Source organism: Actinomycetospora flava (assembly GCF_037400335.1).
Lineage (GTDB): Bacteria > Actinomycetota > Actinomycetes > Mycobacteriales > Pseudonocardiaceae > Actinomycetospora > Actinomycetospora flava.
Window position 1 is genome coordinate 1,218,193 of the sequence record NZ_JBBEGM010000001.1, and the last position, 25,404, is coordinate 1,243,596.

General features: G+C 74.5%; 22 protein-coding genes and 2 tRNA genes. 8 read left to right on the forward strand and 16 right to left on the reverse strand.

The window, feature by feature from the left end; all coding sequences use genetic code 11:
* The first annotated feature begins 19 nt into the window (after nucleotides 1-19).
* Nucleotides 20-1,957 (forward strand): S9 family peptidase, encoded by a 1,938-nt coding sequence (locus WCD58_RS06065; protein WP_337700523.1) that lies wholly within the window; start codon nucleotides 20-22, stop codon nucleotides 1,955-1,957.
* A 255-nt stretch (nucleotides 1,958-2,212) separates the two neighbouring features.
* A complete protein-coding gene (locus tag WCD58_RS06070) occupies nucleotides 2,213-2,584 on the forward strand; it encodes a DUF2255 family protein (protein WP_337700525.1) in 372 nt (123 codons plus the stop codon).
* A gap of 4 nt (nucleotides 2,585-2,588) precedes the next feature.
* Here the strand turns inward: WCD58_RS06070 and WCD58_RS06075 are convergent, their stop codons facing one another.
* Complete coding sequence (locus WCD58_RS06075) at nucleotides 2,589-4,541, reverse strand: heavy metal translocating P-type ATPase (protein WP_337700527.1); 1,953 nt, start codon at nucleotides 4,539-4,541, stop codon at nucleotides 2,589-2,591.
* Between the two features lie 2 nt (nucleotides 4,542-4,543).
* Complete coding sequence (locus WCD58_RS06080) at nucleotides 4,544-4,894, reverse strand: ArsR/SmtB family transcription factor (protein WP_337700529.1); 351 nt, start codon at nucleotides 4,892-4,894, stop codon at nucleotides 4,544-4,546.
* 60 nt (nucleotides 4,895-4,954) lie between these two features.
* Between WCD58_RS06080 and WCD58_RS06085 the strand changes: the two genes are divergently transcribed.
* A complete protein-coding gene (locus WCD58_RS06085; protein WP_337700530.1) occupies nucleotides 4,955-5,248 on the forward strand; it encodes a hypothetical protein in 294 nt (97 codons plus the stop codon).
* 295 nt (nucleotides 5,249-5,543) lie between these two features.
* Nucleotides 5,544-7,064 (forward strand): DUF1996 domain-containing protein, encoded by a 1,521-nt coding sequence (locus WCD58_RS06090; protein ID WP_337700532.1) that lies wholly within the window; start codon nucleotides 5,544-5,546, stop codon nucleotides 7,062-7,064.
* A gap of 55 nt (nucleotides 7,065-7,119) precedes the next feature.
* Here the strand turns inward: WCD58_RS06090 and WCD58_RS06095 are convergent, their stop codons facing one another.
* The 9 genes from WCD58_RS06095 to WCD58_RS06135 all read right to left on the reverse strand — a co-directional run bounded on the left by WCD58_RS06095 (nucleotide 7,120) and on the right by WCD58_RS06135 (nucleotide 15,943).
* Nucleotides 7,120-7,749 (reverse strand): L,D-transpeptidase, encoded by a 630-nt coding sequence (locus WCD58_RS06095; protein ID WP_337700534.1) that lies wholly within the window; start codon nucleotides 7,747-7,749, stop codon nucleotides 7,120-7,122.
* A gap of 98 nt (nucleotides 7,750-7,847) precedes the next feature.
* Nucleotides 7,848-8,483 carry a trimeric intracellular cation channel family protein gene (locus WCD58_RS06100; protein WP_337700536.1) on the reverse strand — a complete coding sequence of 212 codons (636 nt, stop codon included), beginning with the start codon at nucleotides 8,481-8,483 and terminating at the stop codon, nucleotides 7,848-7,850.
* Between the two features lie 26 nt (nucleotides 8,484-8,509).
* Nucleotides 8,510-9,682 carry a cytochrome P450 gene (locus WCD58_RS06105; protein WP_337700537.1) on the reverse strand — a complete coding sequence of 391 codons (1,173 nt, stop codon included), beginning with the start codon at nucleotides 9,680-9,682 and terminating at the stop codon, nucleotides 8,510-8,512.
* Nucleotides 9,679-10,812, reverse strand: coding sequence for a cupin domain-containing protein (locus WCD58_RS06110; protein WP_337700539.1), 1,134 nt, complete (start codon nucleotides 10,810-10,812; stop codon nucleotides 9,679-9,681). Before WCD58_RS06110 ends, WCD58_RS06105 begins: the two co-directional genes overlap by 4 nt.
* Nucleotides 10,809-12,110 carry an MFS transporter gene (locus tag WCD58_RS06115; RefSeq protein WP_337700541.1) on the reverse strand — a complete coding sequence of 434 codons (1,302 nt, stop codon included), beginning with the start codon at nucleotides 12,108-12,110 and terminating at the stop codon, nucleotides 10,809-10,811. The genes WCD58_RS06110 and WCD58_RS06115 overlap by 4 nt, the downstream gene beginning before the upstream one ends.
* Before the next feature lie 17 nt (nucleotides 12,111-12,127).
* Nucleotides 12,128-13,048: a 4-hydroxy-tetrahydrodipicolinate synthase gene (gene dapA / locus WCD58_RS06120; protein ID WP_337700543.1), complete on the reverse strand. Its 921-nt coding sequence runs from the start codon at nucleotides 13,046-13,048 to the stop codon at nucleotides 12,128-12,130.
* Nucleotides 13,045-13,959: an ornithine cyclodeaminase family protein gene (locus WCD58_RS06125; RefSeq protein WP_337700545.1), complete on the reverse strand. Its 915-nt coding sequence runs from the start codon at nucleotides 13,957-13,959 to the stop codon at nucleotides 13,045-13,047. Before WCD58_RS06125 ends, dapA begins: the two co-directional genes overlap by 4 nt.
* Complete coding sequence (locus WCD58_RS06130; RefSeq protein ID WP_337700547.1) at nucleotides 13,956-14,804, reverse strand: fumarylacetoacetate hydrolase family protein; 849 nt, start codon at nucleotides 14,802-14,804, stop codon at nucleotides 13,956-13,958. The genes WCD58_RS06125 and WCD58_RS06130 overlap by 4 nt, the downstream gene beginning before the upstream one ends.
* Nucleotides 14,801-15,943 (reverse strand): LLM class flavin-dependent oxidoreductase, encoded by a 1,143-nt coding sequence (locus WCD58_RS06135; RefSeq protein ID WP_337700549.1) that lies wholly within the window; start codon nucleotides 15,941-15,943, stop codon nucleotides 14,801-14,803. The genes WCD58_RS06130 and WCD58_RS06135 overlap by 4 nt, the downstream gene beginning before the upstream one ends.
* A 100-nt stretch (nucleotides 15,944-16,043) precedes the next feature.
* Between WCD58_RS06135 and WCD58_RS06140 the strand changes: the two genes are divergently transcribed.
* The gene (locus WCD58_RS06140) at nucleotides 16,044-17,009 is read left to right on the forward strand and encodes a LysR family transcriptional regulator (protein ID WP_337700551.1); all 966 of its coding nucleotides are present in this window, start codon (nucleotides 16,044-16,046) and stop codon (nucleotides 17,007-17,009) included.
* Here WCD58_RS06140 and WCD58_RS06145 read toward each other — a convergent pair.
* Entirely contained in the window at nucleotides 16,952-18,154 is a 1,203-nt protein-coding gene (locus WCD58_RS06145; protein ID WP_337700553.1) for a cytochrome P450, read from the reverse strand. The genes WCD58_RS06140 and WCD58_RS06145 overlap by 58 nt on opposite strands.
* 140 nt (nucleotides 18,155-18,294) lie before the next feature.
* Between WCD58_RS06145 and WCD58_RS06150 the strand changes: the two genes are divergently transcribed.
* Nucleotides 18,295-19,242, forward strand: coding sequence for an EamA family transporter (locus tag WCD58_RS06150; protein ID WP_337700555.1), 948 nt, complete (start codon nucleotides 18,295-18,297; stop codon nucleotides 19,240-19,242).
* On the opposite strand, the gene WCD58_RS06155 is transcribed toward WCD58_RS06150, so the two are convergent.
* Nucleotides 19,243-20,028, reverse strand: a complete 786-nt coding sequence (locus tag WCD58_RS06155; protein WP_337700556.1) for an alpha/beta hydrolase — start codon at nucleotides 20,026-20,028, stop codon at nucleotides 19,243-19,245.
* A gap of 114 nt (nucleotides 20,029-20,142) precedes the next feature.
* Nucleotides 20,143-20,931, reverse strand: a complete 789-nt coding sequence (locus WCD58_RS06160; RefSeq protein WP_337700558.1) for an SDR family NAD(P)-dependent oxidoreductase — start codon at nucleotides 20,929-20,931, stop codon at nucleotides 20,143-20,145.
* 122 nt (nucleotides 20,932-21,053) lie between these two features.
* On the opposite strand from WCD58_RS06160, the gene WCD58_RS06165 reads away from it, so the two are divergent.
* Entirely contained in the window at nucleotides 21,054-21,656 is a 603-nt protein-coding gene (locus WCD58_RS06165) for a TetR/AcrR family transcriptional regulator (protein ID WP_337700560.1), read from the forward strand.
* Nucleotides 21,657-21,658: 2 nt separating this feature from the next.
* On the opposite strand, the gene WCD58_RS06170 is transcribed toward WCD58_RS06165, so the two are convergent.
* A tRNA-Glu gene (locus tag WCD58_RS06170) sits at nucleotides 21,659-21,731 on the reverse strand.
* Between the two features lie 48 nt (nucleotides 21,732-21,779).
* Nucleotides 21,780-21,851, reverse strand: a tRNA-Gln gene (locus tag WCD58_RS06175).
* 177 nt (nucleotides 21,852-22,028) lie between these two features.
* Between WCD58_RS06175 and ileS the strand changes: the two genes are divergently transcribed.
* Complete coding sequence (ileS, locus tag WCD58_RS06180) at nucleotides 22,029-25,169, forward strand: isoleucine--tRNA ligase (protein ID WP_337700562.1); 3,141 nt, start codon at nucleotides 22,029-22,031, stop codon at nucleotides 25,167-25,169.
* Nucleotides 25,170-25,404 lie beyond the last annotated feature (235 nt).

Sequence of the window (25,404 nt, forward strand, 5' to 3'; positions counted from 1 at the left end):
CACACCGTCACCTGGCCCCATGACGCAGACGGCAGGCCCGACCAGCACCAGCAGCCGCCCCCGGCTCCGCGACGTCGAGGAGTTCTTCGCCGACCCCGAGTTCGCCCACGCGACGGTCTCGCCCGACGGCACCCGCCTCGCCTACCTGGCCCCGCGGTACGGCCGGACGCAGGTGTGGATCCGCGGCATCGACGAGGACCACGAGCAGGCCGTCTGCGTCACCCGCGACGCGCGCCGCGGCATCAAGAACTACTCCTGGACCGAGGACCCGCGCTGGCTGCTCTACGAGCAGGACACCGACGGCAACGAGGACTGGCACCTCTTCCGCGTCGACCTGACCGGGGTGGGTGGGGATGACCCCGAGCCGGCGGTGGACCTCACACCGCTGCCGCCCGGATCCCGCGTCGCCGGGACCCAGACGCTGCCGTCGGACCCCGGGCACGTGCTGGTGTGGATGAACCGGCGGCCGATGCACTTCGACGCGTTCCGGATCGAGCTCGCCACGGGGGCGACGACCCTGCACCACGAGCAGCCCGCGCTGGGCGCGAGCTACCTGGTCGACGCCGAGGGCCGGCCCGCGTTCCTGACGGAGCTCACGCAGGACGGCACCTACGAGTTCTCCGCGGTCGATCCCGGGACCCTCGAGACGCGCCTGCTGCGCCGCGTCGGCGGCCCGGAGCACCCGCTGGGCGTGAACCCGCAGATGGCCACGCCGGACGGGTCGGGGCTGCTGCTCGGGCTGTACCAGGACGCCGACGACCTGCGGCTGGTGCGCATCGACCGGGAGACGGGCGAGGAGAGCGTCGTCGCCGCCGTCGAGGGGCAGGACGTCGACACGATGGGGCTGCTCTCCCCGCTGCTCCCGGCGGCGGTGTTCACCAGCGCCCGCACCCGCGAGGTGATCGCGGCCCGCTTCGTCGGCGACCGGCCGCGCATCGAGGTCGTCGACCCGGCCTACGCCGACGTGTTCGACGCGGTCGCCCCGCTGTCCGAGGGCGTGCTGCACGGGCTGTCGTCGGACGAGGCCGAGCGGTACTGGATCGCGAGCTTCGTGCACGACCGCGAGCCGGGCGTGACCTGGCTGGTCGACCGCACGACCGGCGAGAGCCGGCTGCTGTTCCGCGCGTTCACCCACCTCGATCCCGCCGAGCTGGCGCCGGTGACCCCGGTGCGGTTCGCCGCGCGGGACGGGCTGCCGCTGCACGCGTACCTGACGCTGCCGGTGGGCGAGCCGCCGTCGGCGCTGCCGCTGGTGCTGGTGGTGCACGGCGGGCCGTGGGCCCACGACTCCTGGGGCTACGACCCGGAGGCGCAGTTCCTGGCCAACCGCGGCTACGCCGTCCTGCACGTCAACTTCCGCGGCTCGACCGGCTACGGCCGGCGCCACCTCACCGCCGCGATCGGCGAGCTCGCCGGCGCCATGCACGACGACCTCATCGACGCCGCGCGGTGGGCCGTGGGCGAGGGCTTCGCCGACCCCGACCGCATCGGCATCTACGGCGGCTCCTACGGCGGTTACGCCTCGCTGGTCGGGGTCACCGTGACGCCCGACTTCTTCGCCGCCGCCGTCGACTACGTCGGCATCTCGAACCTGGCGAACTTCATGCGCACGCTGCCCGAGTTCGTCCGCCCGTTCCAGGTCAACAGCTGGTACGGCTACGTCGGCGACCCGGCGATCCCGGAGCAGGAGGCGGACATGCTGGCCCGCTCGCCGATCACCATGGTCGACCGGATCCGCACCCCGCTGCTCGTCGCCCAGGGCGCCAACGACGTCCGCGTCGTGCAGGCGGAGTCCGACAACATCGTCGCGTCCCTGCGCGGGCGCGGCGTGCCGGTGGAGTACCTGATGGCCGAGGACGAGGGCCACGGCTTCGCGAACCCCGAGAACCAGTTCCGCCTGTACCGCGCGATCGAGGCGCACTTCGCCGAACACCTCGGCGGCCGCCTGCTCGCCTGACCCGGACTGTCAGCGGTGGGCCACCGCTGACACCGGACGTCCGCGATGCCACACGCTCGCCTGGCGTGTCAGCGGCGTGGCGCCGCAGACGTTGAGTGTCCGTATCTCCACGCGGTCGATTCGGGGCCCCGCCGGGCGGCAAGATCCGGGTTACCGGAGCGAACGCTCCGCTCCGCGAGACATTCGCGCCAGGAATCCGGATCTTGCCGCCGGCGACTGGACCTCGAGTTCTGTCGAGGTCCTAGCGTCGCGCCCATGAGCTGGACCCCGCAGACACTGGAACGCATCGCCGCCGCCGACGAACTGGAGATCGCCGTCCGACGGCCCGACGGCACCCTGCGACGCCCGACGCCGATCTGGGTCGTCACCGCCGACGATCACGTCTACGTGCGGACCTGGTACCGGCGTGGGACCGGCTGGTTCGGCCGCGTCCTCGCGTCCCGCCGGGCCCGCGTGCACGTTCCGAGCGTCGACGCGGACGTCACCGTGGACGATCTCGGCACCACGTCCCGGGAGATCGTCGACGACGCCTACCGCGCCAAGTACGGCCGGTACGGCGCCGGCTCCGTGGACCGCATGGTGGGCGACGAGGCCGCGGCCACGACGCTGCGGCTGGACCCGGAGTAGCCGCTCAGCAGTGCTCGCAGCAGCCGTCGCCCTCCCCCGTCGCGACCGGCGCCAGGGCGAGACCGGGCGCCGAGGACGGCGGGGGCGGCGGCGCCTCCGGCAGCGCCGCGATCCGTGCCCCGCGCAGGGCGTTGCCGATGACGAGGACCTCGGCGAGCTCGTGCACGAACACCACCGCCGCCAGCCCGAGCACACCGAGCGCGGCGAGCGGGATGAGCACCACGATGATCGCGAGCGACAGGCCGATGTTCTGCAGCATGATCCGCCGCGCGCGCCGGGCGTGGGTGAACGTCTGCGGGAGGTGGCGCAGGTCGTCGCCCATGAGCGCGACGTCGGCGGTCTCGAGCGCGACGTCGGTGCCCATCGCGCCCATCGCGACACCGACCCGCGCGGTCGCCAGGGCCGGGGCGTCGTTGATGCCGTCGCCGACCATCGCGACGGCGCCCGGGCCCGCGACCCGCGCGGCCTTGTCCTCGGGCAGCAGGCCGGCGTGGACCTCGCCGATCCCGGCCTCGCCGGCGAGGGCCCGGGCGGTGCGGGCGTTGTCGCCGGTCAGCATCACCGTCCGCAGCCCGAGGGCGTGCAGCGCGGCTGTCGCCTCCGGCGCCTCGGGGCGCAGGTCGTCGCGGACGGCCAGCGCCCCGAGCACCACGCCGGACCGTTCGAGGACGACGACCGTCGCGCCGGCCTCCTCGAGCGCCGCGACGGGCAGGTCGCCCGGCGCGACCCAGCCGGGCCGACCGAGACGTATCGGCGCGCCGTCGACCCTCCCGGTCAGCCCGTGCCCCGGCACCGTCTCGACGTCGGCGGCCCCGGGCACGTCGAGACCGTCGGCGGCCGCGACGATCGCCGGCGCCAGCGGGTGCTCGCTGCGCCGCTCCAGGGCGGCGGCGAGCGCGACCACCTCGGCCCGCGTCCCGGACGCCACCACGACGTCGACGACACGGGGCGCGTGGCGCGTCAGCGTCCCGGTCTTGTCCAGCGCGACGGTGTCGACCCGGCCGAGCTCCTCCAGCGCCGCGCCACCCTTGATCAGCACGCCGTGGCGGCTCGCGGCGCCGACGGCGGCCACGACGGTGAGCGGCACCGCGATCGCGAGCGCGCACGGCGACGCCGCCACCAGCACCACGAGAGCCCGCTCGATCCAGCGCAGCGGGTCCCCGAGCACCAGCCCGAGCCCGGCCACCAGCACCGCGAGCACCAGGATCGCCGGCACCAGCGGCCGCGCGATGCGGTCGGCGAGGCGCTGACCGGCGCCCCGGCGCTCCTGGGCCTGCTCGACCATGTGCACGATCCGCGCGAGCGACGAGTCGACGGCCCGTGTCGTGACGACCAGCTCCACCGCGCTGCCGGCGTTGATCGCGCCGGCCGGGACGCCGTCGCCGGCGGCCACCTCGACCGGCACCGACTCGCCGGTGATCGCCGAGACGTCGAGCACCGTGGTGCCTCCGGCCAGCTCGGCGTCGGTCGCCGCGCGCTCGCCGGGGCGCAGGAGCAGGCGGTCGCCGACGACGAGCTCCTCCGGCGCGACCTGCGCCTCCCCGCCGTCCCGGAGCACCGAGGCCGTGCGCGGGACGAGCGACAGCAGGGCCCGCAGACCCCGCCGCGTGCGGTCCACCGCGTGGTGCTCGAGCCCCTCGGCCGTCGAGAACAGCACCCCGAGCAGCGCGGCCTCCTCGAAGCGCCCCAGGGCCACGGCGCCGACCGCCGCGATGGTCATCAGCAGGCCGACGCCCAGGCGCCCGCGGAGCAGGCCCCGCATCGCGCCGGGCACGAAGCTCCGCGCGCCGACCACCGCGGCGAGCAGCTGCACTCCGGCGCCGACGGGATCGGGCAGCGCCCACCCCGCGCCCAGCAGCACCGCCGCGGCCGCCGCGTACTGCAGCTCGCGGACCCGCCACCACCCGCGCCCGCTCGGGGCCGGCGTCTCCTCGGGACCGCAGCAGGCATCGCTCACGGTCACACCACCGCAGGTCCGAGGACCGCGCGGACCAGCTCCCGCCCGACCGGCGTGAGCCGGTACATGACGAGCTTGCCGTCGCGCCGTGAGGTCACGAGGCCCGCCGCCCGGAGCTGGCGGAGGTGGTGCGACGCGAGGTTCTGCGCGTGCCCGACCACCCACGCCATGTCGCAGACGCACAGCTCGTCGCCGGCCAGCAGCGCCGCGGCGACCGCGAGGCGTGTCGGGTCGGCGAGCGCCCGGCCGAGCGCCGCCCGCGCCGTCAGCACCTCGAGGTCGGGCAGCGAGGTCCGGATGTCCTCGGCGTGCGGGAGGTCGAGGCACAGGAGGTCGCACTGGTCCTCGCTCATGCCAACACGCTAACGACCGTTGGAACGAGGCGACAGGGCCCCCGGCGGTACCGTGCGGGCGTGGACGACCGCCAGCGCGACCCGGCCGCCGACGCCCGCCGCCGGGCCCTGTCCGCCGCGGCACGGCGTGACGCCGAGGGCGGGTCCGGGCTCTCCCGCCGGGTGCGGCCCGACGAACGCCGCCGGTACGTCTTCCAGGTCTGGACGACGTCCGCCTTCGCGGTCGCCTGGCTCGTGGTGTTCGTGCTCACCGGCTCCTGGATCTTCCTCGCGCTGGCCGGCGGGTTCCTCGTCCTCACGGTGCTCGCCGCGCTCGCCCTGCGGACGCTGAGGACCCCGACACCGCGGACCTGAGAGACCTGAACGGCACTCGGACGCCCGATTGCGACATCCGGCGCAGACGGGGCGTTGTTCGGCGCGACGGGCACGCCGGTGGGCGGCGCCGCCGCTCGGGCGCTCTCAGACAAGCGATCACCGGACCGTCGTGTCCCTAGCGTGATCTCCCGTCGGAGCCGGGCGGCGACGCTCCCCCTCGTCATCCCGCCGCCTGCGCTCCGCCGACTCCACCGCAGGACACCCCTGCCCCGGCGTCGGCCCCCGGACGAGCTCCCCCGTCCCCGGCGCCGCGGGCACCGTCAGGAGGTTCCCCGTGCCCCGACGCGGCCGACACCGCTCCAGCCTGCCGACACGCCTGATCGCGGCCGTGGCGGCCCTGCTCGTGACGCTCGGCGTCGTCATGGTGGCCGGCAACGCCGCCGCCTCCGACGAGGCGGGCGACGGCGGCGGCATCCTCAGCTCCCTGACGGGCGGGTCGTCGGACGACGGCTCGGGTGACGACGACGGCGGCGGCGACTCGAGCGGCGACTCCGGCGGCGACGACTCGAGCGGCGACTCCGGGGGCGACGGCGAGGGCGGCGACCAGGGCTCCGGCCAGGACGCGTCGGACGAGGAAGGCTCGGGCACCGAGGACGGCTCGGGCACCGAGGACGGCTCGGGCACCGAGGACGGCCGCCAGGGCGACGGGCAGGACGACCGGCGCGAGCAGGACCGGGACGAGCAGCAGGACGACCAGCAGGCCGACGACGGCGAGAACGCCGACGCCGACGCCGACCAGGCCCGTCAGGACGACGGCCAGGAGAACGGTCAGGAGAACGGCCGGGAGAACGGCCAGGACGACGGCCGGAGCGACCGCGTGGACCGTCAGCGTCCGGCCGAGGACGTCGGCGAGGTCCAGAGCGCGCCGAACGCCGCGGCCGCCGACCCGTTCCCCGGTCGCGCCGAGGCCGCCCCGGCCGGTCCGGAGGACTACGTCGACATCGCCGACGTCGAGCCGAGCGGCAACATCGGCGAGGGCGGCGTGTTCAGCCGCGGGTCGTACACCGTCGACTGCGGCGTGAGCGACCACAACAACTCCGACAACTACATGGCCGCCCCGGGCAAGCGGAACGGCGCGCAGCACGTCCACGACTACGTCGGCAACCGCACCACCGACGCGGACTCGGACGAGCGCTCCCTGGAGCAGGGCGCCACGAGCTGCGTCAACGGCGACCAGTCGACGTTCTTCTGGCCGGTCGTCCGCGACCTGAACGGCACCGGCCCCGACGCGGACGCCGACGGCGGCGGCCGCGACGGCAACGTCGGGGCGATCCTGGAGCCGCGCTCGGCGCAGCTGTCGTTCCGCGGGCACGGCGACCGCGAGGTCGAGCCGATGCCGGCGCACCTGATGATCATCATGGGCAACGCGAAGGCCGGCGCCCAGGACCAGAAGAACGTCAACGCGAAGTACACCTGCACCGGGCAGGAGGACCGGGTCACCGACCGGTACCCGATCTGCGGCCCGGGCTCGCAGCTCGTGCGCTTCCTCGACTACCCGAGCTGCTGGGACGGCGAGAACCTCGAGACCGAGGACCTGCGCTCGCACATGACGTTCCCGGACGCGCAGGGCAACTGCGAGCGCGACGAGGTCCCCGTGCCCGCGCTGCGGATCACGCTGACCTACGACCAGCCCGACGGCCGCTCGTTCTCGATCGACAGCTTCCCGAACGAGCAGCACGACCCGCGCACCGACCACTCCGACTACGAGAACCTCGCCACCGAGGCGCAGTCGCAGCGGGGCGCGGACTGCATCAACGCCGGCCAGCAGTGCGCGAACATCCCGCGCGAGGGCTGACCGACCGTCTGCCACACCGTGCCCGGCGGGACTCCCCCGCCGGGCACGCGTGTCGCTACTGGCGGGCGCCGCCGCGTGCGGCCTGCTCCTGCGACGCGTTGACGACCTGCACCTTGTCGCCGACCTCGAGGTCGGAGAACGTGGCCCGGGCGTCGTCGGTCTCCATGCGGATGCAGCCGGCCGAAGAGCGGGAGGGGTCGCCGCTGTGGAAGGCGATCCCGCCGTCGGCGAAGAACACCGAGTACGGCATCGGCGCGGGCCGGCCGTCTCGGGTCTTCGACTCCCCGGAGACGTGGTCGACCTCCTTGCGGTAGACCCGCAGCGAGTGGCCCACCGGCGTGGCGCGGCCCTCGCCGCCCGAGGCGATGGTCATCGGGCCCCGCGTGACCTTGCCGTCGCGGATCAGCCAGGCGCGCTGCGACTCGAGGTCGACGCAGGCGCGCGCCGACACCGAGCAGGGCGTCCCGGGAACCTGCGCCTCCGCGTGCGCGGCCTGCGCCGCGGGGCTCTCCTCGACGTTCTGGGTGTTCTGCGCCGGTGCCGCCAGGGCGGGCACGGCCAGGGCGGTCCCCGCGGCGACGACCACCGCGCCCAGGACGGACGCCGCACGTCCCGGGTGGCGCCGGACCGCGCCGCGCGCGACGACGAGCCGGTGGCGCCCGCGACCTGCCGGGTTCGAGCTCATGGGAACGTCCCTCCCTCCGCGACGGGCGGTGGCCCGTCCCCCTTCCGTCGACGGTTCATGCCGATCGCTGCACCCGCCGACCGGGTGATGCGTGACGATCACGGAGTGTCGGGACGTCCCGGCGGGTGCGGCGCGTCGAGGCGGAAGCGCAGCCCGAGCAGGCGGACGAGCAGGCACACCGCCGCGCCCGCCAGCGCCGGCAGCAGGGCGCCGAAGCCCGTCCGCGTGCCGACCACGACGACCGCGGCCCCGAGCAGCGCCGGGATCGCGTAGAGCTCGCTGCTCAGCACCGTCGGGACGCGGCGCACGAGGACGTCGCGGATCGTGCCGCCGCCGACCGCGGTGATCGCGCCGAGCAGGATCGCCTGCCCCGCGCCCGCGCCCAGCGCCATCGCCTTGGCCGCGCCGGTCACCGCGAACAGGCTCAGCCCGAGGGCGTCGAAGATCTCGATGGGCGTCGCCAGCCGCTCGAGCTGGCGGCTCAGGGCGAAGGCGACCAGGCCCCCGACGGCGGCGACGGCGAGGTAGCGCCAGTCGTTGAACGTCGCCGGCGGCAGGGCGCCGAGCAGGACGTCGCGCACGATGCCGCCACCCAGCGCGGTGATCATCCCGAGGGTGATCACGCCGACGATGTCGAGCCGCGCCGCCCGGACCGCCGTGAGCGCGCCGTTGAGCGCGAACGCGAACGTCCCGGCGAGGTCGAGGACCAGCGCCGTCACCGCCGCCGTCGTCATGGGGGGCATCCTCGCCCCCGGCCCGGTCACTCCTCGAAGCGCACCGGCAGCGCCGTCGGACCCAGGTGGTTGCCGCCCTGCAGACCGCTCCAGCGGACCTCGTCGGACAGGTGCAGGCGCGGGTGGGCGCACAGGGTGGTGAGCAGGATCGTCAGCTCGGTGCGCGCGAGCGCGGCACCCGGGCACGCGTGGATGCCCCAGCCGAACCCGAGGTGGCCGCGGACGTCGCGGTCGGGGTCGAAGCGCTCGGGATCGGCGAAGCGCGCCGGGTCCCGGTTGGCCGCCGCGAACGACAGCAGCACCGCGTCGCCCTCCTCGACGAGCTGCCCGCCGACGCTCACCGGGCAGGTGGCGCGCCGCGCGAAGTTCTGGGCGGGGCTGCGGTGGCGCAGCATCTCCTCGACGAAGCCCTTCGCCCGCGACGGGTCGGCGCGCAGCCGTTCCTGGCGCGCCGGGTCCTCGAGCAGCAGGGCCACCAGCGTGCTCGCCGCGTTCATCGTCGTCTCGTGCCCCGCCACCGCGAAGGTCGCGAGGATGCTGATCCGCTCGTCCTCGCCCAGGGGACGGCCGTCGATCTCGGCGGTGAGCAGCGTCGTCACGAAGTCGTCGGCAGCGTGCTCGCGGTGGGCGGCGAGCTCGGAGGCCATGAGCTCCGAGACCCGCCGCGCCGCGCCCGCGAAGTCGACCTCGTCGCCGTCGGCGGTCAGCCCCGACCACATCTGCTCGGTGACCTCGCGGAACCGCTCGACGGTCTCCGGCGCGAACCCGACGAGCTCGGTGAGCACCGCCAGCGGCAGCGGCAGCGCCACCTCGCGGACGAAGTCGCCGCCCCCGCGGGCGGCGAACCGCCCCACGAGGTCGGCGATCGTGCGCTCGAGGAACGGCCGCAGCGCCCGCACCCGCGCCGTCGAGAGCGCCGGGCCCATCAGCCGCCGGTACGCGGTGTGCAGCGGCGGGTCGAAGTCGATGGGGATCGACCGCTGGGTGCCGTCGGTCGGGATGCGGTGGCCCGACGCCGACGAGAACGTCGCCGTGTCGCGCAGGGCCGCGCGGACGTCGTCGTAGCCGGTGAGCACCCAGAACCCGCCGCGGCGTGCGGACCGCGCGACCGGCCCGGCCGCGCGCGCCGCGGCGTACACGTCCCAGACTCCCGGTTCGGTGAGGTCCGGGTCGTAGGGGTCGAGATCGACCTCGGTCACTCGCCGGCCTCGCGCGGCCCGACGAACCCGGTCTGGCCCGCCTCGGAGCCCAGCGCCAGCACCGGCCCGTCCATCTTCTCCTGCCACACCAGCGACTCCATGCCGATGTGCAGCGGGTGGTCCTGGACGGTGTAGACGGCGAGGCCGTCGGGACCCTCGTAGTGCGCGTGCTCGAGCCAGCCGGGCGCCGAGAGCAGCAGGTCGCCGGCCTCCCAGGCGATGTCGACACCGTCGACGGTGCTGACCCCGGAGCCGGCGAAGTGATAGTTGATCGCCACCGAGGAGTGCCGGTGGCCCGGGCCACGCCGGCGCGGCGGGCGGCCCGCGGGCATCGCGGTCGCGGTGACGAAGAAGCTGTGCGTGGCGCCCTGGCGCCGCTGGGTCGCCGGGTTGTACAGCGCCATGATCGTGCGCTTGCCGTCGCCCACCTCGCTCGACAGGTGCGACGAGACCTCGGCCCACGGCCAGTGCAGGGGCCGGGACTCGACGACCTCGACGTCGACGAGGAACTCGTACCCGCGCAGGCGGGCGCCCCGGTCCCCGATCGCGATGTCGGGCGCGGTCGCGCGGGTGTAGGCGACCTTCTCGCTGTCCTGCGTCGCCGGGGCCGGGGCGTGCGCCGGCGACGGCGCCCAGGTCAGCGGCAGGTCCTCGGCGTAGTGCACGCCGAGCTTCTCGAGCAGCGGGGCGTTGGAGTAGCTCAGGCGCGCCCAGACCTCGCCGGTGTCGTTGCGGAACCGGAACGGCTGCATCGAGGGCAGGTTCGCGACGTCGAGGTGCGCGAGGTCGACGTGGGAGTCAGCCACCTCGATGCGGCCGCTGCCCAGGATGCCGATCTCCACGCGGTGCGCGTTCTCCCGCAGCGGCGTGGTCTCCTCGCCCGGGTTGAGGACCTCGATCGTCACCGCCACACCGGGCGCGAGCCCGAGGCCCGGGGCCGTCGCGGACGGGTGCACGATCCGGCTGCCGCGCCGCCCGTTGGCCGGGCGGGGGGCGGCGGCGAGGCGCTCGATCTCGGCCTCGATCTCGGCGCGGGAGACCTTGAGCGGCGTCCACGGCCGCGGCGTCGAGGCGGCCGCGCCGCTGACGTCGACGAGGGGCGCGGCGGTCGGGATGTCGGTGAGGCTCATGCGGGCTTCCTCTCGAGAGGCGCGTCGGCGGGAGCCGGCGCGAGGTGAGGGCTGCGGAGGGTGAGGGTCGCGACGAGGCTGATCAGCCCCAGGACGACCACGTAGGCGGAGATCGCCGTGCCGGTGCCGGTCGCGGCGAACAGGACGGTCGCGGCGATCGGGGCGAGCGCGCCGCCGAGGACGCTGCCGAGCGCGTAGGCGACCGACGAACCGCTGTAGCGCACGGCCGTCGGGAAGGCGTCGGCGAGATAGGCCCCGTACGGGCCGGACGCCACGGCGAACCCGGCGCCGGCGACCACGCAGGCCGCGAGCGTGCCGAGCACCGTGCCGGTGTCGATCAGCCAGAAGTACGGGAACGCCCAGGCCGTCAGCGCGAGGACGCCGACGAGGATCACCTCGCGCCGCCCGCGGCGTTCGGCCCACACCGCGGCCAGCGGGATCACGCCCGCCCAGACCAGCGCCGTGACGACGGTGACCGCCAGCATCGTCTGCGCGCCGACCAGCTGGCGCACCGCGACGTAGGCGAGGGTGAAGACGAGCAGGATGTTGGCGAGCCCGGAGACGAGCACGTTGAGCCCGGCGGCCGGGACGAGCACGCGCGGGGCGCGGAGCACGTCGGCGAGGGGGGCGCGCCGGACCTCCGCGGTCGCGCGGACCCGCTCGAACTCGGGGCTCTCGTCGAGGCGCAGCCGCAGCACCAGCCCGAACACGACGAGCAGGGCGCTGAGCAGGAACGGGACGCGCCAGCCCCACGCCGCGAAGGCCGCCTCGTCCATCGCGAGCCGGACGGCGAGGAACACCAGGCTCGCCAGCACCACACCCAGCGGCAGGCCGACCTGCGGCAGCGAGCTGTAGAGCGTGCGCTTGCGGGGCGGGGCGTGCTCGAGGGCGAGGAGGGTGGCGCCGCCCCACTCCCCGCCGACCCCGATGCCCTGGACGAACCGCAGGAGCACGAGCAGCACCGGGGCCGCGACGCCGATGGCGGCGTAGGTCGGCAGGAGCCCGATGAGCAGGGTGCCGACGCCCATGATCAGCAGGGACGCGACGAGCATCCGGCGCCGGCCGAGCCGGTCGCCGTAGTGGCCCATCACCGCGCCGCCGACGGGCCGGGCGACGAAGCCGATCGCGTAGGTCGACAGCGCCGCGAGGGTCCCGGCGACCGGGGAGACCTGCGGGAAGAACTGCGGCGCGAACACCAGCGCGGCCGCGGTGCCGTAGATGAAGAAGTCGTACCACTCGATGGTGGTCCCGATCAGGCCGGCGAGAGCCACCCGGCGGGGTCGGTGCGGTGCGGACATGGCGGTCTTCTCTCGCGTCAGGGCGACTCGAGCAGGGCGGCGCCCTGCGCGAGCAGCGCGTCGACCCGCGGGCGGGCCTCGGCGGTGAGGGGGATCAGGGGCGGGCGCACGTGGTCGGACGCGATCCGGCCCTGCCGGGCCAGCACCGACTTCGCCGGGGCCGGGTTGGTCTCGACGAACAGCAGGTCGACCAGCGGGTGCAGGCCGTAGTGCAGGTCGCGGGCGGTCTCGTGGTCGCCGGCCTCCCACGCCGCGTACATCCGCGCGACGGCGCCCGGGGCGAGGTTGCTGACCGCCGAGATGAACCCGGCGCCACCTAGCGCGAGCAGCGGCAACCCGAGCAGCTCGATGCCCGACCAGACCATCAGCTCGCGCCCGCAGAGGTGCAGCACGCGGGAGAAGTGCTCGAAGTCCTTGGTCGTCTCCTTGACCCCGACGACGTTGTCGCAGTCGCGGAACAGCCGGGCCACGGTCTCCGGGGCCACGTCGACCGCCGTCCGGGACGGCACGTTGTAGAGCACGATCGGCAGGTCCGGGAACTCGCCGGCGACCGTGGCGAACCAGCGGTACAGGGCCTCCTGCGTGGGCCGCGCGTAGTACGGCGTGATCACGAGCGCGGCGTCGGCGCCCGCGTCCCGCGCGGCCGCCGTGATCTCCAGCGTCTCGTCGAGCTTCGCTGAGCCGGTGCCGGGCAGGAACGGCACGTCGTCGTCGACCTCGGCGGCCACCGCGCGGATCGCGGCGATCCGCTCGGCCGCCGTCTGCGCCGACGGCTCCCCCGTCGACCCGCCGATCGAGACGCCGTGCGCCCCGGCGTCGAGCTGCCAGCGGACCAGGCCGCGCAGGGACGCGAGGTCGAGCGCGCCATCGGCGGCGAACGGGGTGATCACCGGGGCGATCGAGCCGCGGATGCGGGCGGGGTCGCTGCGGAACTTCACGAGCGCCCCCCGGTGAGCAGCCCGGCCACGGCCAGGTCGGACAGGCCCATGCCCATGCCCTTGAACACGGTCAGGCGGGGCGTCGCGGGGCGCGTGACCTTGCCCGCGACGACCTCGGCGAGCGTGCGGACGCTCCCCCAGTCGTCCCGTTCCCGCAGCTCCCGGGACCCCCGCCGCGCGTTCGGCTCGCTGTCGACGACGGTGAGCGCGGACCCGGCGAGCACGTCCGGGGCGAGCTCCGCGTGCGTCGGCAGGATCGCCCCGACGGCGTTGAGGTGCGCGCCGTCGGCGAGGTGCGCCAGCGACAGGAACGGCTCGTCGGCCCGGGTGATCGCGGTGACGACCGGGGCGTGGCGCGTCGCGTCCTCGACGGTCGCCGCGACGTCGGCGCGCAGGCCCAGCTCGTCGCGGACCCTCGTCGCCAGCGCTTCGGCGCCGGCCGCCGTGCGGTTCCACAGCCGGACCCGGCGCAGCGGGCGCACCGCCGCGACGGCCTCGACCTGGCGCAGCGCCTGGCGTCCGGCGCCGAGCACCGCGAGCTCGTCGGCGGCCGGATCGGCGAGCAGGCGCGTCGCGACGCCGGAGATGCCCGCCGTGCGCAGCGCACCGGCGGCACCGGCCTCGGCGACGCCGAGGGTCGCGCCGTCGGCGGCGGCGAACACCGTCATCAGCGCGCTCGCCCCGGCCGGGGTGTTCACCCAGGTCTTGAAGATCGTCAAGTCGGCGGTGAGGTCCACCGCGCCCAGGGCGTGCGCGCTGCCCCGGCCGCCCTCGGCCGGCCAGGTGCTCATGGTCTTGTCGATGTTCCACGCCGTGCCGTCGGCCTCGTGGGCGAGCACGCGCTCCAGGGCGTCGATCACCGCGGGCACGGTGAGCCCCGCGCGGACGTCGTCCTCGGTCCAGGACCTCATACCGCCGCCTCTGCGAACGCCGGGACCTCGTCGACGACGCCGTGGCGCAGGACCCCGACGCCCGAGACCTCGACCTCCAGCTCGTCGCCGGGACGCAGGAACCGGGGCGGCTCCTGGCGCAGCCCGATGCCTTTGGGGGTCCCGGTGGCGATGAGGTCGCCGGGGCGCAGCGGGGTGAAGGTGCTGACGTAGGCGACGAGCTCGGCGAACGAGAAGGTCAGCCGGTCGGTCGTGTCGTCCTGGACCACCGCGCCGTTGAGCCGGGTCGTGACGCGCAGCGGGCCGCCGCCGACCTCGTCGGTCGTGGTCAGCCACGGACCGACGGCGCCCGACCGGTGCCAGTTCTTGCCGGCGGTGGCCTGGGTGGAGTGGAGCTGCCAGTCGCGGACGCTGTTCTCCGCGACGCAGGTGACGCCGGCGACGTGCGACCAGGCCTCGGCGGCGGGGATGCGGCGGCCGGCGCGGCCGACGACCAGCGCCGCCTCGCCCTCCCAGTCCAGCGAGTCCTCGCCCGCGGGCCGGACGACGGGGGTGCCGGCGCCGACGAAGGAGTCGCCGAAGCGCGCGAACAGGGTGGGGCGGGGCTGCTCGTCGGGCGCCCGGGACGACTCGGCCGCGTGGGCGGCGTAGTTGAAGCCGACGCAGACGACCTTCGGGTGGTCGCCGATCGGGGGCTCCCAGGCGACGTCGGCGACGGGGACCCGCGGGTCGTCGGGCGTCGGGGTCACGGGGTCGGTGAGCAGGTCGGCGAACGAGGGGACGCGGTGGTCGAGCCGGGCGACGTGGTCGCCCAGGACGACGCCGAAGCCGCCGCCGGTCGCGGTGCGGAAGCGCGCGATCCTCATCCCGCGGCCACCGGCTCCCGCGTCGCGGCGGGCGACCCGACCGGCGTCCGCAGCCCGGCCCGCTCGAGACGGGGCAGCACGTCGCGGGTGAAGTCGGCGAGGCCCGCGTCGTAGTCGACCCAGGTCAGCAGCGCGCCCTCGATGCCGGCGGCGCTGAGCATCTCGAGGCGCTCCGCGATCGTCTCCGCGGTCCCGACCAGCGGGAACCCGCCGGCGCCCGCCGCGAAGCGCTGGCGCATGGCCGTCATGACCTCGGGCGGCATGAGCTGGGTGTTCGCGCCCTGCAGCCGCATCCAGGCGTCGACGCTCTCGACGTCCTCGTACTCCTGGGAGAACCGGCGCAGGTAGGCCTCGGCCTCGGCCTGCGTGTCCCGCTGCACGACGACCGTGTGGGTCCAGAGCCGCACCTCGCGGCCGAACTCCTCGCGCGCCATCTGCTGGTAGCCCTCGACCTGGGCGCGGATCGCGTGCTCGTCCTCGGACGCCACGATGACGAAGCACAGGTCGGCGTGCTCTGCGGCGAACCGCATGCCCCGCGGCGACCCGCCCGCGTTCATGATCGGGATGGTGGGCTGCACCGGCTTGGGCTGGGAGACGCCGCCGACGACGTCGAAGAACCGGCCGTGGACGTCGAACTCCTCGGTCTCGGCCCAGAGCCTCCGGATCACCTCGAGCCACTCGGCGAGGTGGTCGTAGCGCTCGTCGTGCTCGCGCATCGGCGCGCCGAACATCTCCAGCTCCGGCCGGTTCCAGCCGCCCACCACGTTGAGCGCGAACCGTCCGCCGGAGATGTGGTCGACCGTGGCCGCCTGCTTCGCGGCGACGATCGGGTGCATGGTCGGCGCGTGCGAGGTGGCGAAGACGCCGATGTTCTCGGTGGCCGCGGCGATGCCGGCCGCCCAGGTGAACGGCTCCATGACCCGCCCCGACCGGTGCTCCGGGCGGCCCTCGGGATAGCCCTTCCAGCGGGCGAACGGCACGACGGCCTCGAGGCCTGCGCGGTCGGCGGCCCGGGCGGTGCGCAGCGAGAGGTCCCAGTCCATCTCGTGCGCCTCGGGCACCAGCGTCTGCGATGCCCCGGAACCGTTGGTGCAGAACAGTCCGAGCTTGAGCGTATTGCCGCTGAGCAGCGGATTCATCGCAGACCTCCTCGTCCGTGGTGGTGTGCTTCTCGACGCTAGAGACGCGGAACACATAGCACCATGACGAGTAGTACGACCTTCCGATAAGCTTTCTCGTATGAGTCTGTCGTCCCAGCTGCGGCGCCTCGAGACGTTCTGCGCAGTGGTCGACGAGGGCGGCGTGACCCGGGCGGCCGAGCGGCTCCAGGTCGCGCAGCCGTGGGTGTCGGCGCAGCTGCGGACGCTGGAGAAGGCGGTGAAGGCACCGCTGTTCGTCCGCGAGGGCCGCCGGATCGCGCTCACCGAGGCGGGCTCGCGCTTCTACGCGTGGGCGAAGGAGGTCCTGGCCAGCGGCGCGCAGGTGCAGCGCGACATCGAGGACCTCAACGCCGGCGCGGCGGGGTCGCTCTCGGTCGCCACGAGCATGGCGATCGGCACCTACCTGCTGCCCCCGCTGATGACCGACCTGCGCCGCGAGCGCGCGGGCGCCGACATCACGATCTCCATCAGCGAGCCGGCCGTCGCGATGCGCCGGGTCGAGATCGGCGAGGTCGACTTCGCCGTCACCACCTGGTACGACGACGTCCCCCCGGCGGGCGTCCAGGCCGAGAAGCTCTGGGACGAGGAGATCCTGCTCTGCGCCGCCCCCGGCGGGCCGCCGGCCGGCGACGAGATCGACCTCGCCGACACGCTCGCGCTGCCGATCGTCGGGGTGCCGGCGGGCGTCGCGATCGAGCGCGTGCTCGACGCCCAGCTGCGGGCCCAGGGCCTGCCGGCGCCGTCCTACGTCATCCGCCTCGGGCACGCGGAGGCCCTCAAGGCGGCCGTCGCCGCGAACGACTGGGTGTGCTTCGCGCCCTGGTACTGCGTCGCCGACGACGTCGCGTCCGGGCGGCTGCGCGCCGTCCGCATCCGGGACGCGCGGCTCGCCGAGGGGATCGGCCTGTTCTCGCGCGACACCAGCTGGTTCTCGCCGCTGCAGCGCGCGGCGGTCGCGGCGCTGCGCGACGTCGCGGCGAGCAAGCGTCAGGAGCCGACGCGCACCGGCAGGGTCGCGAGCGACGGGAACATCAGCGACGGGTAGCGGTCCGACGGGCCGTCCGGCTCGAGGCGCGTGACGTGGCGCGCCAGCCCGGTCACGGTCTCCTGGAGCTGGATCCGCGCGAGCGGGGCGCCGACGCAGTGGTGCAGCCCGCCGCCGAAGGCCAGGTGCCGGGACGCGTTCGGACGCGTCAGGTCGACCCGCTCGGGGGCGTCGAAGGTGCGCTCGTCGAGGTTCGCCGACCCGATCCCGCACAGCGTCGTCGCGCCGGCGGGGACCGTCGTGCCGTCCGAGGCCACGTACTCCGCGGTGAGGATGCGCGGGACGACCTGCACCGGCGCGCGCAGGCGCAGCGTCTCCTCGACCATCGGGGTGACGAGGGCGAGGTCGGCCCGGACCGCGTCGAAGAGCCCCGGCACCGTCGCGAAGAGCTCGACCATGTTGGAGATCGACGTGCGGGTGGTCTCGAAGCCGGCGTCGAGCACCGTGTGCATGAGCGAGAGCACCTCGTCGCGGGACAGCTCGCCGCGCTCCTCGGCGTCGAGCAGGCGCCGGACGAGGTCGGTCGGCGCGGTGGTGCGGCCGAGCAGGCCGTCGAAGTAGTCGAGGTAGAACCCGGACACCTCGTCGAGGCGGGCCTGGTGCCCGGCGTCCAGCGGGAACGGCGAGAAGATCATGAGGAAGTCCACCTGGGTCCGGAGCAGCGGCTCCCAGTCCTCCTCCGGCATGCCGATCAGCAGACGGAGCACGCCGCGGGGCACCCGCGCCGCGAGCTGCGTGACCGCGTCGAACCGCCCGCCCGCGGCCGTCAGTGCGCCGAGCTCGTCGGCGACCTCCGCCGCCGCGGCCGCCCGGAGCTTCTCGACCTGCCGCGCCGTGAACAGCGGCGCGACGACACCGCGCAGGCGCGTGTGGATCGGCCGGTCGGTCTGCACCATGTTCGCCCGCAGCCGTCGGCGCGCCGGACCCTCGGGCATCCACGGCGGCGCGTCCTGGCCCTCCGGCTGCATCCGCGCCGTCGTGTCGCGCAGCACCGCGTGGGTGTCCGCGTAGCGCGTGAGGACGTGCGTCGGGTGCTCCGGATCGCCGACGGTGAGGACGGCACCCTGCTCGCGGATCGCCCGGTACTCGGCGTGGCGGTCGCCGGTGAGGAAGGCGGGGTCGTCGAGGTCCAGCGTGGCGGTCATGGAGCGGCTCCTCGGTCGCGGGGAGCACCCCACGCTAGGAGCACGCGATCCATCGGCACCAATACCGGAAACCCGGGGGACGCATCACCGAACCGTGATGGGTTGCCCGGCAGGTACCCCGGCTGCTCTGATCATCCGTCGTGGGCGACCCCGGCGCCGGAGCCGATCAGCGACCCGCCCGCACCGCGCCCGGGCTCGCGATCGCGCTGCTCTCGGGCTTCTCCTTCGGGCTCGCCGGACCGTTCGCGGCGGCGCTGCTGGCCACCGGGTGGTCGCCGCTCGCCGTCGTGGTCGGGCGCCTCGGCGGGGCCGCCCTCCTGCTCGTGGTGCCGCTGGCGGTCATGGCGGCGCGGGGCCGCTACCTGCGGCGACGCCACCTGCGCCCCGTCGTCGTGTACGGCGTCGTCCCGCTGGCCGGGGCGCAGGTCTGCTACTTCAGCGCGGTCGGGCACCTCTCGGTCGGCGTCGCGCTGCTCATCGAGTACACCGCCCCGGTCCTGCTGCTCGCCTGGACGTGGGCGCGCACGGCCCTGCGTCCCCGGCCCGCCACGCTGCTGGGCGCGGCGCTCGCGATCCTGGGCCTCGGGCTCGTGCTCGACGTCGGGCGCGGTGCGGACGTCGACGTCGTCGGTGTGCTGTGGGGGCTGGGCGCCGCGGTGTGCCTGGCGGCGTACTTCCGGCTGTCGGCCGACGCGAGCGAGGACGACGGTCCCCCGGCGCTCGTGCTCACCGCCGGGGGCGCCCTGGTGGGGACCGCCGTCGTCCTGCTCGTCGGCCTCGTCGGCCTGCTGCCCCTCGAGGCGAACACCGCCCCCATCGACCTCGCCGGCTGGACCGCGCCGTGGTGGGTCGGCGTGGTGCTGGTCGCGGCGCTGTCGACGGCGCTCGCCTACCTCACCGGGATCGCGGCGGTCGGGCGCCTCGGGTCGCGGCTGGCGTCGTTCGTCGGCCTGAGCGAGGTGCTGTTCGCCGTGCTCGGCGCCTGGTGGCTCGTGTCCCAGGAGCCGACGGCGACGCAGGTCGCGGGCGGCGTGCTCGTCGTCGCGGCGATCGCGCTGATCCGCTGGGCCGAGCCGCCGGAAGGCTGATCACAGGTCGGTCAGCACGTCCACCAGCCGCTCCGGCCACAACTGGATCCCGACGTGCGAGGTCGGCACGTCGACCACCGTGAACGGCTGCGCGAGCGCGGCGTCGGCCTCGGCGACGAAGCGGTCCTGCAGCGCCGGCAGCATCGCGCGGTCCCGGGAGAGCCGCACGTAGGTGTGCGGCAGCAGACCCCAGGCCGCGGGATCGACGCGCACGGCGTCCTCGTCGATCGCGAGCGCCTCGCGGGTGTCCATCGCCGCGAGGACCGCGAGCAGCTCGGGCCGGGAGCCGTCGGCGAGCAGGGCGTCCTGGAGGGCGTCGAGGGCCTGCGGGTCGGTGGTGTGGAGGTCGACGCGCAGCTCCCCGACCTCGGCGGGGTCGGCCGTGATCAGGCTCGGGGCGAGCACGTCGAGGGCCGAGGGCCCCGTCTCCGCGAGGTAGGTCGACGGCCCCGCACCCACGCAGCACCACGCCGAGACGTAGACGACGTGGTCGAGCAGCTCGGGCACCGCGTTCGCGACCGCGGTGACCGTCATCCCGCCCCGGCTGTGGCCGACGAGCACGACCGGACCGTGCTCCCGGGCGGCGTGGACCACGGCGACCACCGCCGCGACGTCGTCGGCGGTGGAGATCCCGGCCATGCCGGTCGGGCGCGCGTCGAGCCCGTGCCCGGGCAGGTCGACCGCGACGGCACGGTGGCCCTCCAGGGCGAGCGCCCGGGCGACCGGACCCCAGTGCGAGGCGTTGGCGAACGCGCCGTGGACGAGGACGTAGGTGATCGACGACAAGGGAGCACTCCTTCGGGGACGGGCCGGCGTCGGGCGAGGAGTGCTCAGATCACGGGGCGGGAGGCTACGGGCGCGGCCGCCGGGGTGTCGACGGGGTTGCCGGCGCCGCGTCCGTCACAGCGCGCGCTTGGCCCCGGCGTCGACGAGGACGTTCGCGCCGATCGTGCTCGCCGAGAGCGGCGACGCCAGGAACACGACGGACGCGGCGATCTCCTCGGGCGTGATCCAGCGCCCGGTGATCAGCCCGGCCTGCGCCGGCAGCGCGGCCAGCAGGTCCTCCCGCGAGACGCCGGCCGCCGCCGCGAACGCGGCGCCGACCTCGCCGTCCCAGAGCGAGGTCCGGGTCGCGCCGGGGCTGATGGTGTTCACCCGGACCCCCTGGGCGCCCTCCTCGACCGACAGCGCCTTCATCGTCGCGTTCAGCGCCGCCTTCGCGGTCGGGTACGCGATCGGCGTGCCCACGGCTCCCTGGCGCGGGGTCAGGGCGCTGTCCGACGACACGCTCACCACGGCGCCGCGGCTCGCCCGCAGCGCGGGCAGCGCCGCACGGGTGATCCGCACCGGCGCCATGAGGTTCAGCTCGAGCGCCTCGTGCCACTCCTCGTCGGTCGTCTCGCCGAACACGAGGTTGCCCACCCGGTCGCCGCCGCCGACGTTGTTCACCAGGACGTCGAGCCGGGGGTCGGCGGCCAGGGCCGCGTCGACGAGCTCCTGCGGGCCGTGCGGCGTCGCGAGGTCGGCCGCGACGAACTCGGCGCCGGTGGCGTCGAGCTCGGGCGTGCTCCGCCGGGCCGCGGCCACGACGGAGGCCCCCTCGTCGCGGAAGGCCCGGACGATCGCGAGGCCGATGCCCCTGCTCGCGCCCGTCACGAGAACGCGCTTGCCGGTGAGTTGGAGATCCACGGTGTGCTCCTGAGCTCGTGCCTGCGAACTAACTGCGACATCAACGTAGCACTTAACTGACCAACTGCGCCGCCGATGTCGCACTTGTGCGAGGCTGGGTACGGTCACGGCGAGGAGGTGGGATGAGGGCGGACGCCGAACGGAGCACGGCACGGATCCTCGAGGCCGCGGAGGACGTGCTGGCCGACGACGCCGCCGCGCCCCTCGAGCGGATCGCGGACGCCGCCGGGGTCGCGCGCGCCACGCTCCACCGGCGGTTCTCGTCCCGCGGCGCGCTGATCGACGCCCTGGCCGCCCGGCTCAACGAGCGCTACGTGAGCGCGCTGGCGGAGACGCGGGTGGAGTCGGCGCCGCCCCTGGTGGCGCTGCGGCGCCTCACGGAGACGGTGTTCGACCTCAAGCTGGGCCACCGGTTCGCCGCCTCGCTGCCCGCCGCGGTGACGCCGGACGTGCTCGCCGGTCTCGACCTCGTCTTCGCCCGGCTGCACGACGCCGGGATGATCACCGCTGCGGATCCGACGTGGGGACGGCGGATCTTCCTGGCGCTGCTCCACGAGGTCGCCGACCTCCCGGCCGGCGCGCCCACCCTGGCCGCGACGGGCATCGACGACGAGATCGACGCCCGCACGGAGCTCCACGTGCGGACGGTGCTCGGCGCCCTCGGGGGCGACCCGGCCCGGAACGACGAACGCGGCGCACCGGAAACCGGTACGCCGCGTTCGTGATGTAGCCCCGAGGGGATTCGAACCCCCGCTACCGCCTTGAGAGGGCGGCGTCCTAGGCCGCTAGACGACGGGGCCCTAGGAGAACGGTGGAGACTCTAGATCACGCTCTGCCACCGCTCGCAGCTGGGGTACCAGGACTCGAACCTAGAACAACTGAACCAGAATCAGCCGTGTTGCCAATTACACCATACCCCATGGCGATCACCGAGCGTGACGCAGCGCGTCCTGCCCGATGACGACGACAAGTCTAGGACATGCCCGCGCGGCGATTCGACACCCCCCGGAGCGACCCGGGGCCGCAGGTCAGGACCGCCACGTGCGCACCGGTAACCTGGGTGAGTTCGGCCGCCGCACCACCAGGAAGATCGTGACGTGAGCTCTTCGCCGTCCCCCGGTTCCGCGGGCAAGCCCGCGTTCGCCCCTCTCCCCGCGAGCGTGGACCTGCCCGCGATCGAGCGCGAGGTCCTGGCCCGCTGGGCCGACCGCGACGTGTTCCGTCGCACCCTCGAGCGCACCGCGGACGGCGAGCCGTGGATCTTCTACGAGGGCCCGCCGACGGCCAACGGCCAGCCGGGCACCCACCACGTCGAGGCCCGCGCGTTCAAGGACCTCTTCCCCCGGTTCAAGACGATGCGCGGCTACCACGTCCCGCGCCGCGCCGGCTGGGACTGCCACGGCCTGCCCGTCGAGCTCGCCGTCGAGAAGGAGCTCGGCTTCACCGGCAAGGCGGACATCGAGACCTACGGCATCGCCGAGTTCAACGCGGCGTGCAAGGAGTCCGCGCTGCGCAACGTCTCGGCCTTCGCCGCGATGACCGAGCGCATGGGCTACTGGGTCGACCTCGACGAGGCGTACCTGACCATGGCCCCGCGCTACGTCGAGAGCGTCTGGTGGTCGCTCAAGAAGATCTTCGACGACGGCCTGCTCGTCGAGGACCACCGCGTCACGCCCTACTGCCCGCGCGACGAGACGCCGCTGTCCGACCACGAGGTCGCGCTCGGGTACGAGGACGACGTCGACCCGTCGGTCTACGTCCGCTTCCCGCTCACCGACGGTCCGTGGGCCGGCGCCGACCTGCTGATCTGGACGACGACGCCCTGGACGCTGCCGTCGAACACCGCCGTCGCCGTGGCCCGCGACATCGTCTACGTGCGCGCGACCACCGCCGACGGTGAGGACCTCGTCGTCGCCGAGGACCTGCTGTCGGTGCTCGGCTCCGAGGCACGCGTGACGGACCGCCTCACCGGCGCCGACCTGCTCGGCAGCCACTACCGCCGGCCACTCGACCTGATCGCCGACGACCGCTTCGGCGACGCGCACCGCGTCGTCCACGGCGACCACGTCACCACCGACGCCGGCACCGGCCTGGTGCACATGGCGCCGGCGTTCGGCGCCGAGGACCACCTGGTCGCCAAGGCCGAGGGCCTCGAGATGGTCAACCCGATCGGGCCGGACGGGCACTTCTACGCCGACGTCCCGCTCATCGGCGGGATGTTCTTCAAGGGCGCCGACCCGACGCTGGTCGAGGAGCTGCGCGCCCGGGGCGTGCTGTGGCGCTCCGAGTCCTACGAGCACTCCTATCCGCACTGCTGGCGCTGCCACACGCCGCTGATCTACTACGCGCTGCCCTCGTGGTTCATCCGCACCACCGAGATCCGCGACCGGCTGGTCGAGGAGAACGAGCGGACGAACTGGTACCCGCCGCACATCAAGCACGGCCGCTACGGCGGGTGGCTCGAGAACAACGTCGACTGGGCGCTCTCGCGCAACCGGTACTGGGGCACGCCGCTGCCGATCTGGCGCAACGACGCCGACCCGTCGGAGATGGTGTGCGTCGGGTCGCTGGCGGAGCTCTCGAGCTGGGCCGGCGAGGACCTCGCCCAGCTCGACCCGCACCGCCCCTACGTCGACGACGTCACGTTCCCGGCGCCGTCCGGCACGGGCACGATGCGGCGGGTCACCGACGTCATCGACGTCTGGTACGACTCGGGCGCGATGCCGTTCGCCCAGTGGGGCGCGCCGCACCACCACGAGGCCGACTTCGAGGCGGCCTACCCCGCGCAGTACATCTGCGAGGCGATCGACCAGACCCGCGGCTGGTTCTACTCGCTGATGGCCGTGGGCACGCTGGTGTTCGACAGGTCGTCCTACGAGAACGTCGTGTGCCTGGGCCTGCTGCTCGACGAGCAGGGCCGCAAGATGTCGAAGCACCTGGGCAACGTGCTCGACCCGTTCGAGCTCTTCGACTCGCACGGGGCCGACGCCGTCCGCTGGCTGATGCTCGCCCAGGGCTCCCCGTGGGTCGACCGCCGCGTCGGCCACGAGGCGCTGCGCGAGATCGTCCGCAAGATCCTGCTGACGTACTGGAACACGGCGTCGTTCCTCGTCACGTACGCGAATGCGGCGGACTGGACGCCCTCTGGCGGACCGGTTGCCAGTGACCACCCGATGGACCGCTGGGTGCTCGGCGAGCTGGCCACGTGCGTCCGCGAGGTCACGCGCGCGCTCGACGACTTCGACTCCTCGAGCGCGGGGCGGGCGATCTCGGGGTTCGTCGACGAGCTGTCGAACTGGTACGTGCGCCGCTCGCGCCGCCGCTTCTGGGCGGGCGAGCCCGCGGCCCTGGCGACGCTGCACCACTGCGTCGAGACGCTCTCGCGGCTCATGGCCCCGTTCACGCCGTTCGCCACCGACTACCTCTGGACGCTGCTGCAGGGCGACGTGGTGGAGGCCGCGCCGGACTCGGTGCACCTCGCCGACTGGCCCGTCCTCGACGAGGCCGCGATCGACCCGGGCCTGGCGGAGCGGATGGCGCTCGTGCAGCGGATCGTCGAGCTGGGCCGGTCGACGCGGGCGGCCAGCGGGGTGCGCACGCGCCAGCCGCTGTCGCGCGCGGTGGTGGCCGCGCCGGGGTTCTCCTCGCTCGACGACGACCTGCTCGCCGAGATCGCCGAGGAGCTCAACGTCGGGCGCGTCGAGGCCGCCGGCTCGGACCTCGTCGAGGTCACCGTGAAGCCGAACTTCCGCGCGCTGGGCAAGCGCTTCGCCAAGCAGACCCCCGTGGTCGCGGAGGCGGTGAAGACGTCCACGGCGGCGCCGGTCGACGGGACGCTGACCGTGGTCGTCGAGGGCGAGGAGATCGCGCTCTCCGGCGACGAGATCCTCGTCGAGGAGACGCCGCGCGAGGGCTGGGCGGTCCGCTCGGAGGGCGGGCTGTCGGTCGGCCTCGACACCGAGCTCACCGACGAGCTGCGCGCCGCCGGGCTCGCCCGCGACGTCGTGCGCGTCGTGCAGGAGGCCCGCAAGACGCGCGGCCTCGAGGTGTCCGACCGGATCGCGCTCACCTGGGCCGCCGAGCGCGCCGACGTCGCGGACGCCGTGCGGGCGCACGCGGGCACGATCGCCGAGGAGGTCCTCGCGGTGTCGATGACCGAGGGGGCGGTGAACGGCGACGCCGCGGCCCGCTCCGACGACCTCTCGCTCGCCGTCGCGATCACGCCCGCGGGGGCCTGACCGCCCGCGGTGTCAGCGGGGGGCCACCGCAGACGTTGAGCGTCCGTGATGCCACCCGCTCGGTGTCGGGCCCCCGGGGCGCGCGGAGTGTCAGCGGCGTGGCGCTGCAGACGTTGAGTGTCCGTAACGCCACGCGCTCGCGCGGCAGGGGCCACCTCTCCTCTATCGTTACCAATCCGTGACCTGCACCCTGGCGGTGACCTGCGCTTTCTAGGGCGGCACTGTCGGGGGTCGG

Bases quoted from the DNA above. Each gene is read 5' to 3' on its own strand.
- WCD58_RS06125 (WP_337700545.1), bottom strand. From the start codon at position 13,959: ATGAGGTCCTGGACCGAGGACGACGTCCGCGCGGGGCTCACCGTGCCC.
- WCD58_RS06070 (WP_337700525.1), top strand. From the start codon at position 2,213: ATGAGCTGGACCCCGCAGACACTGGAACGCATCGCCGCCGCCGACGAA.
- WCD58_RS06110 (WP_337700539.1), bottom strand. From the start codon at position 10,812: ATGAGCCTCACCGACATCCCGACCGCCGCGCCCCTCGTCGACGTCAGC.
- WCD58_RS06100 (WP_337700536.1), bottom strand. From the start codon at position 8,483: ATGACGACGGCGGCGGTGACGGCGCTGGTCCTCGACCTCGCCGGGACG.
- WCD58_RS06130 (WP_337700547.1), bottom strand. From the start codon at position 14,804: ATGAGGATCGCGCGCTTCCGCACCGCGACCGGCGGCGGCTTCGGCGTC.
- WCD58_RS06140 (WP_337700551.1), top strand. From the start codon at position 16,044: ATGAGTCTGTCGTCCCAGCTGCGGCGCCTCGAGACGTTCTGCGCAGTG.
- WCD58_RS06165 (WP_337700560.1), top strand. From the start codon at position 21,054: ATGAGGGCGGACGCCGAACGGAGCACGGCACGGATCCTCGAGGCCGCG.
- WCD58_RS06095 (WP_337700534.1), bottom strand. From the start codon at position 7,749: ATGAGCTCGAACCCGGCAGGTCGCGGGCGCCACCGGCTCGTCGTCGCG.
- WCD58_RS06115 (WP_337700541.1), bottom strand. From the start codon at position 12,110: ATGTCCGCACCGCACCGACCCCGCCGGGTGGCTCTCGCCGGCCTGATC.
- WCD58_RS06065 (WP_337700523.1), top strand. From the start codon at position 20: ATGACGCAGACGGCAGGCCCGACCAGCACCAGCAGCCGCCCCCGGCTC.
- WCD58_RS06135 (WP_337700549.1), bottom strand. From the start codon at position 15,943: ATGAATCCGCTGCTCAGCGGCAATACGCTCAAGCTCGGACTGTTCTGC.
- WCD58_RS06145 (WP_337700553.1), bottom strand. From the start codon at position 18,154: ATGACCGCCACGCTGGACCTCGACGACCCCGCCTTCCTCACCGGCGAC.
- WCD58_RS06080 (WP_337700529.1), bottom strand. From the start codon at position 4,894: ATGAGCGAGGACCAGTGCGACCTCCTGTGCCTCGACCTCCCGCACGCC.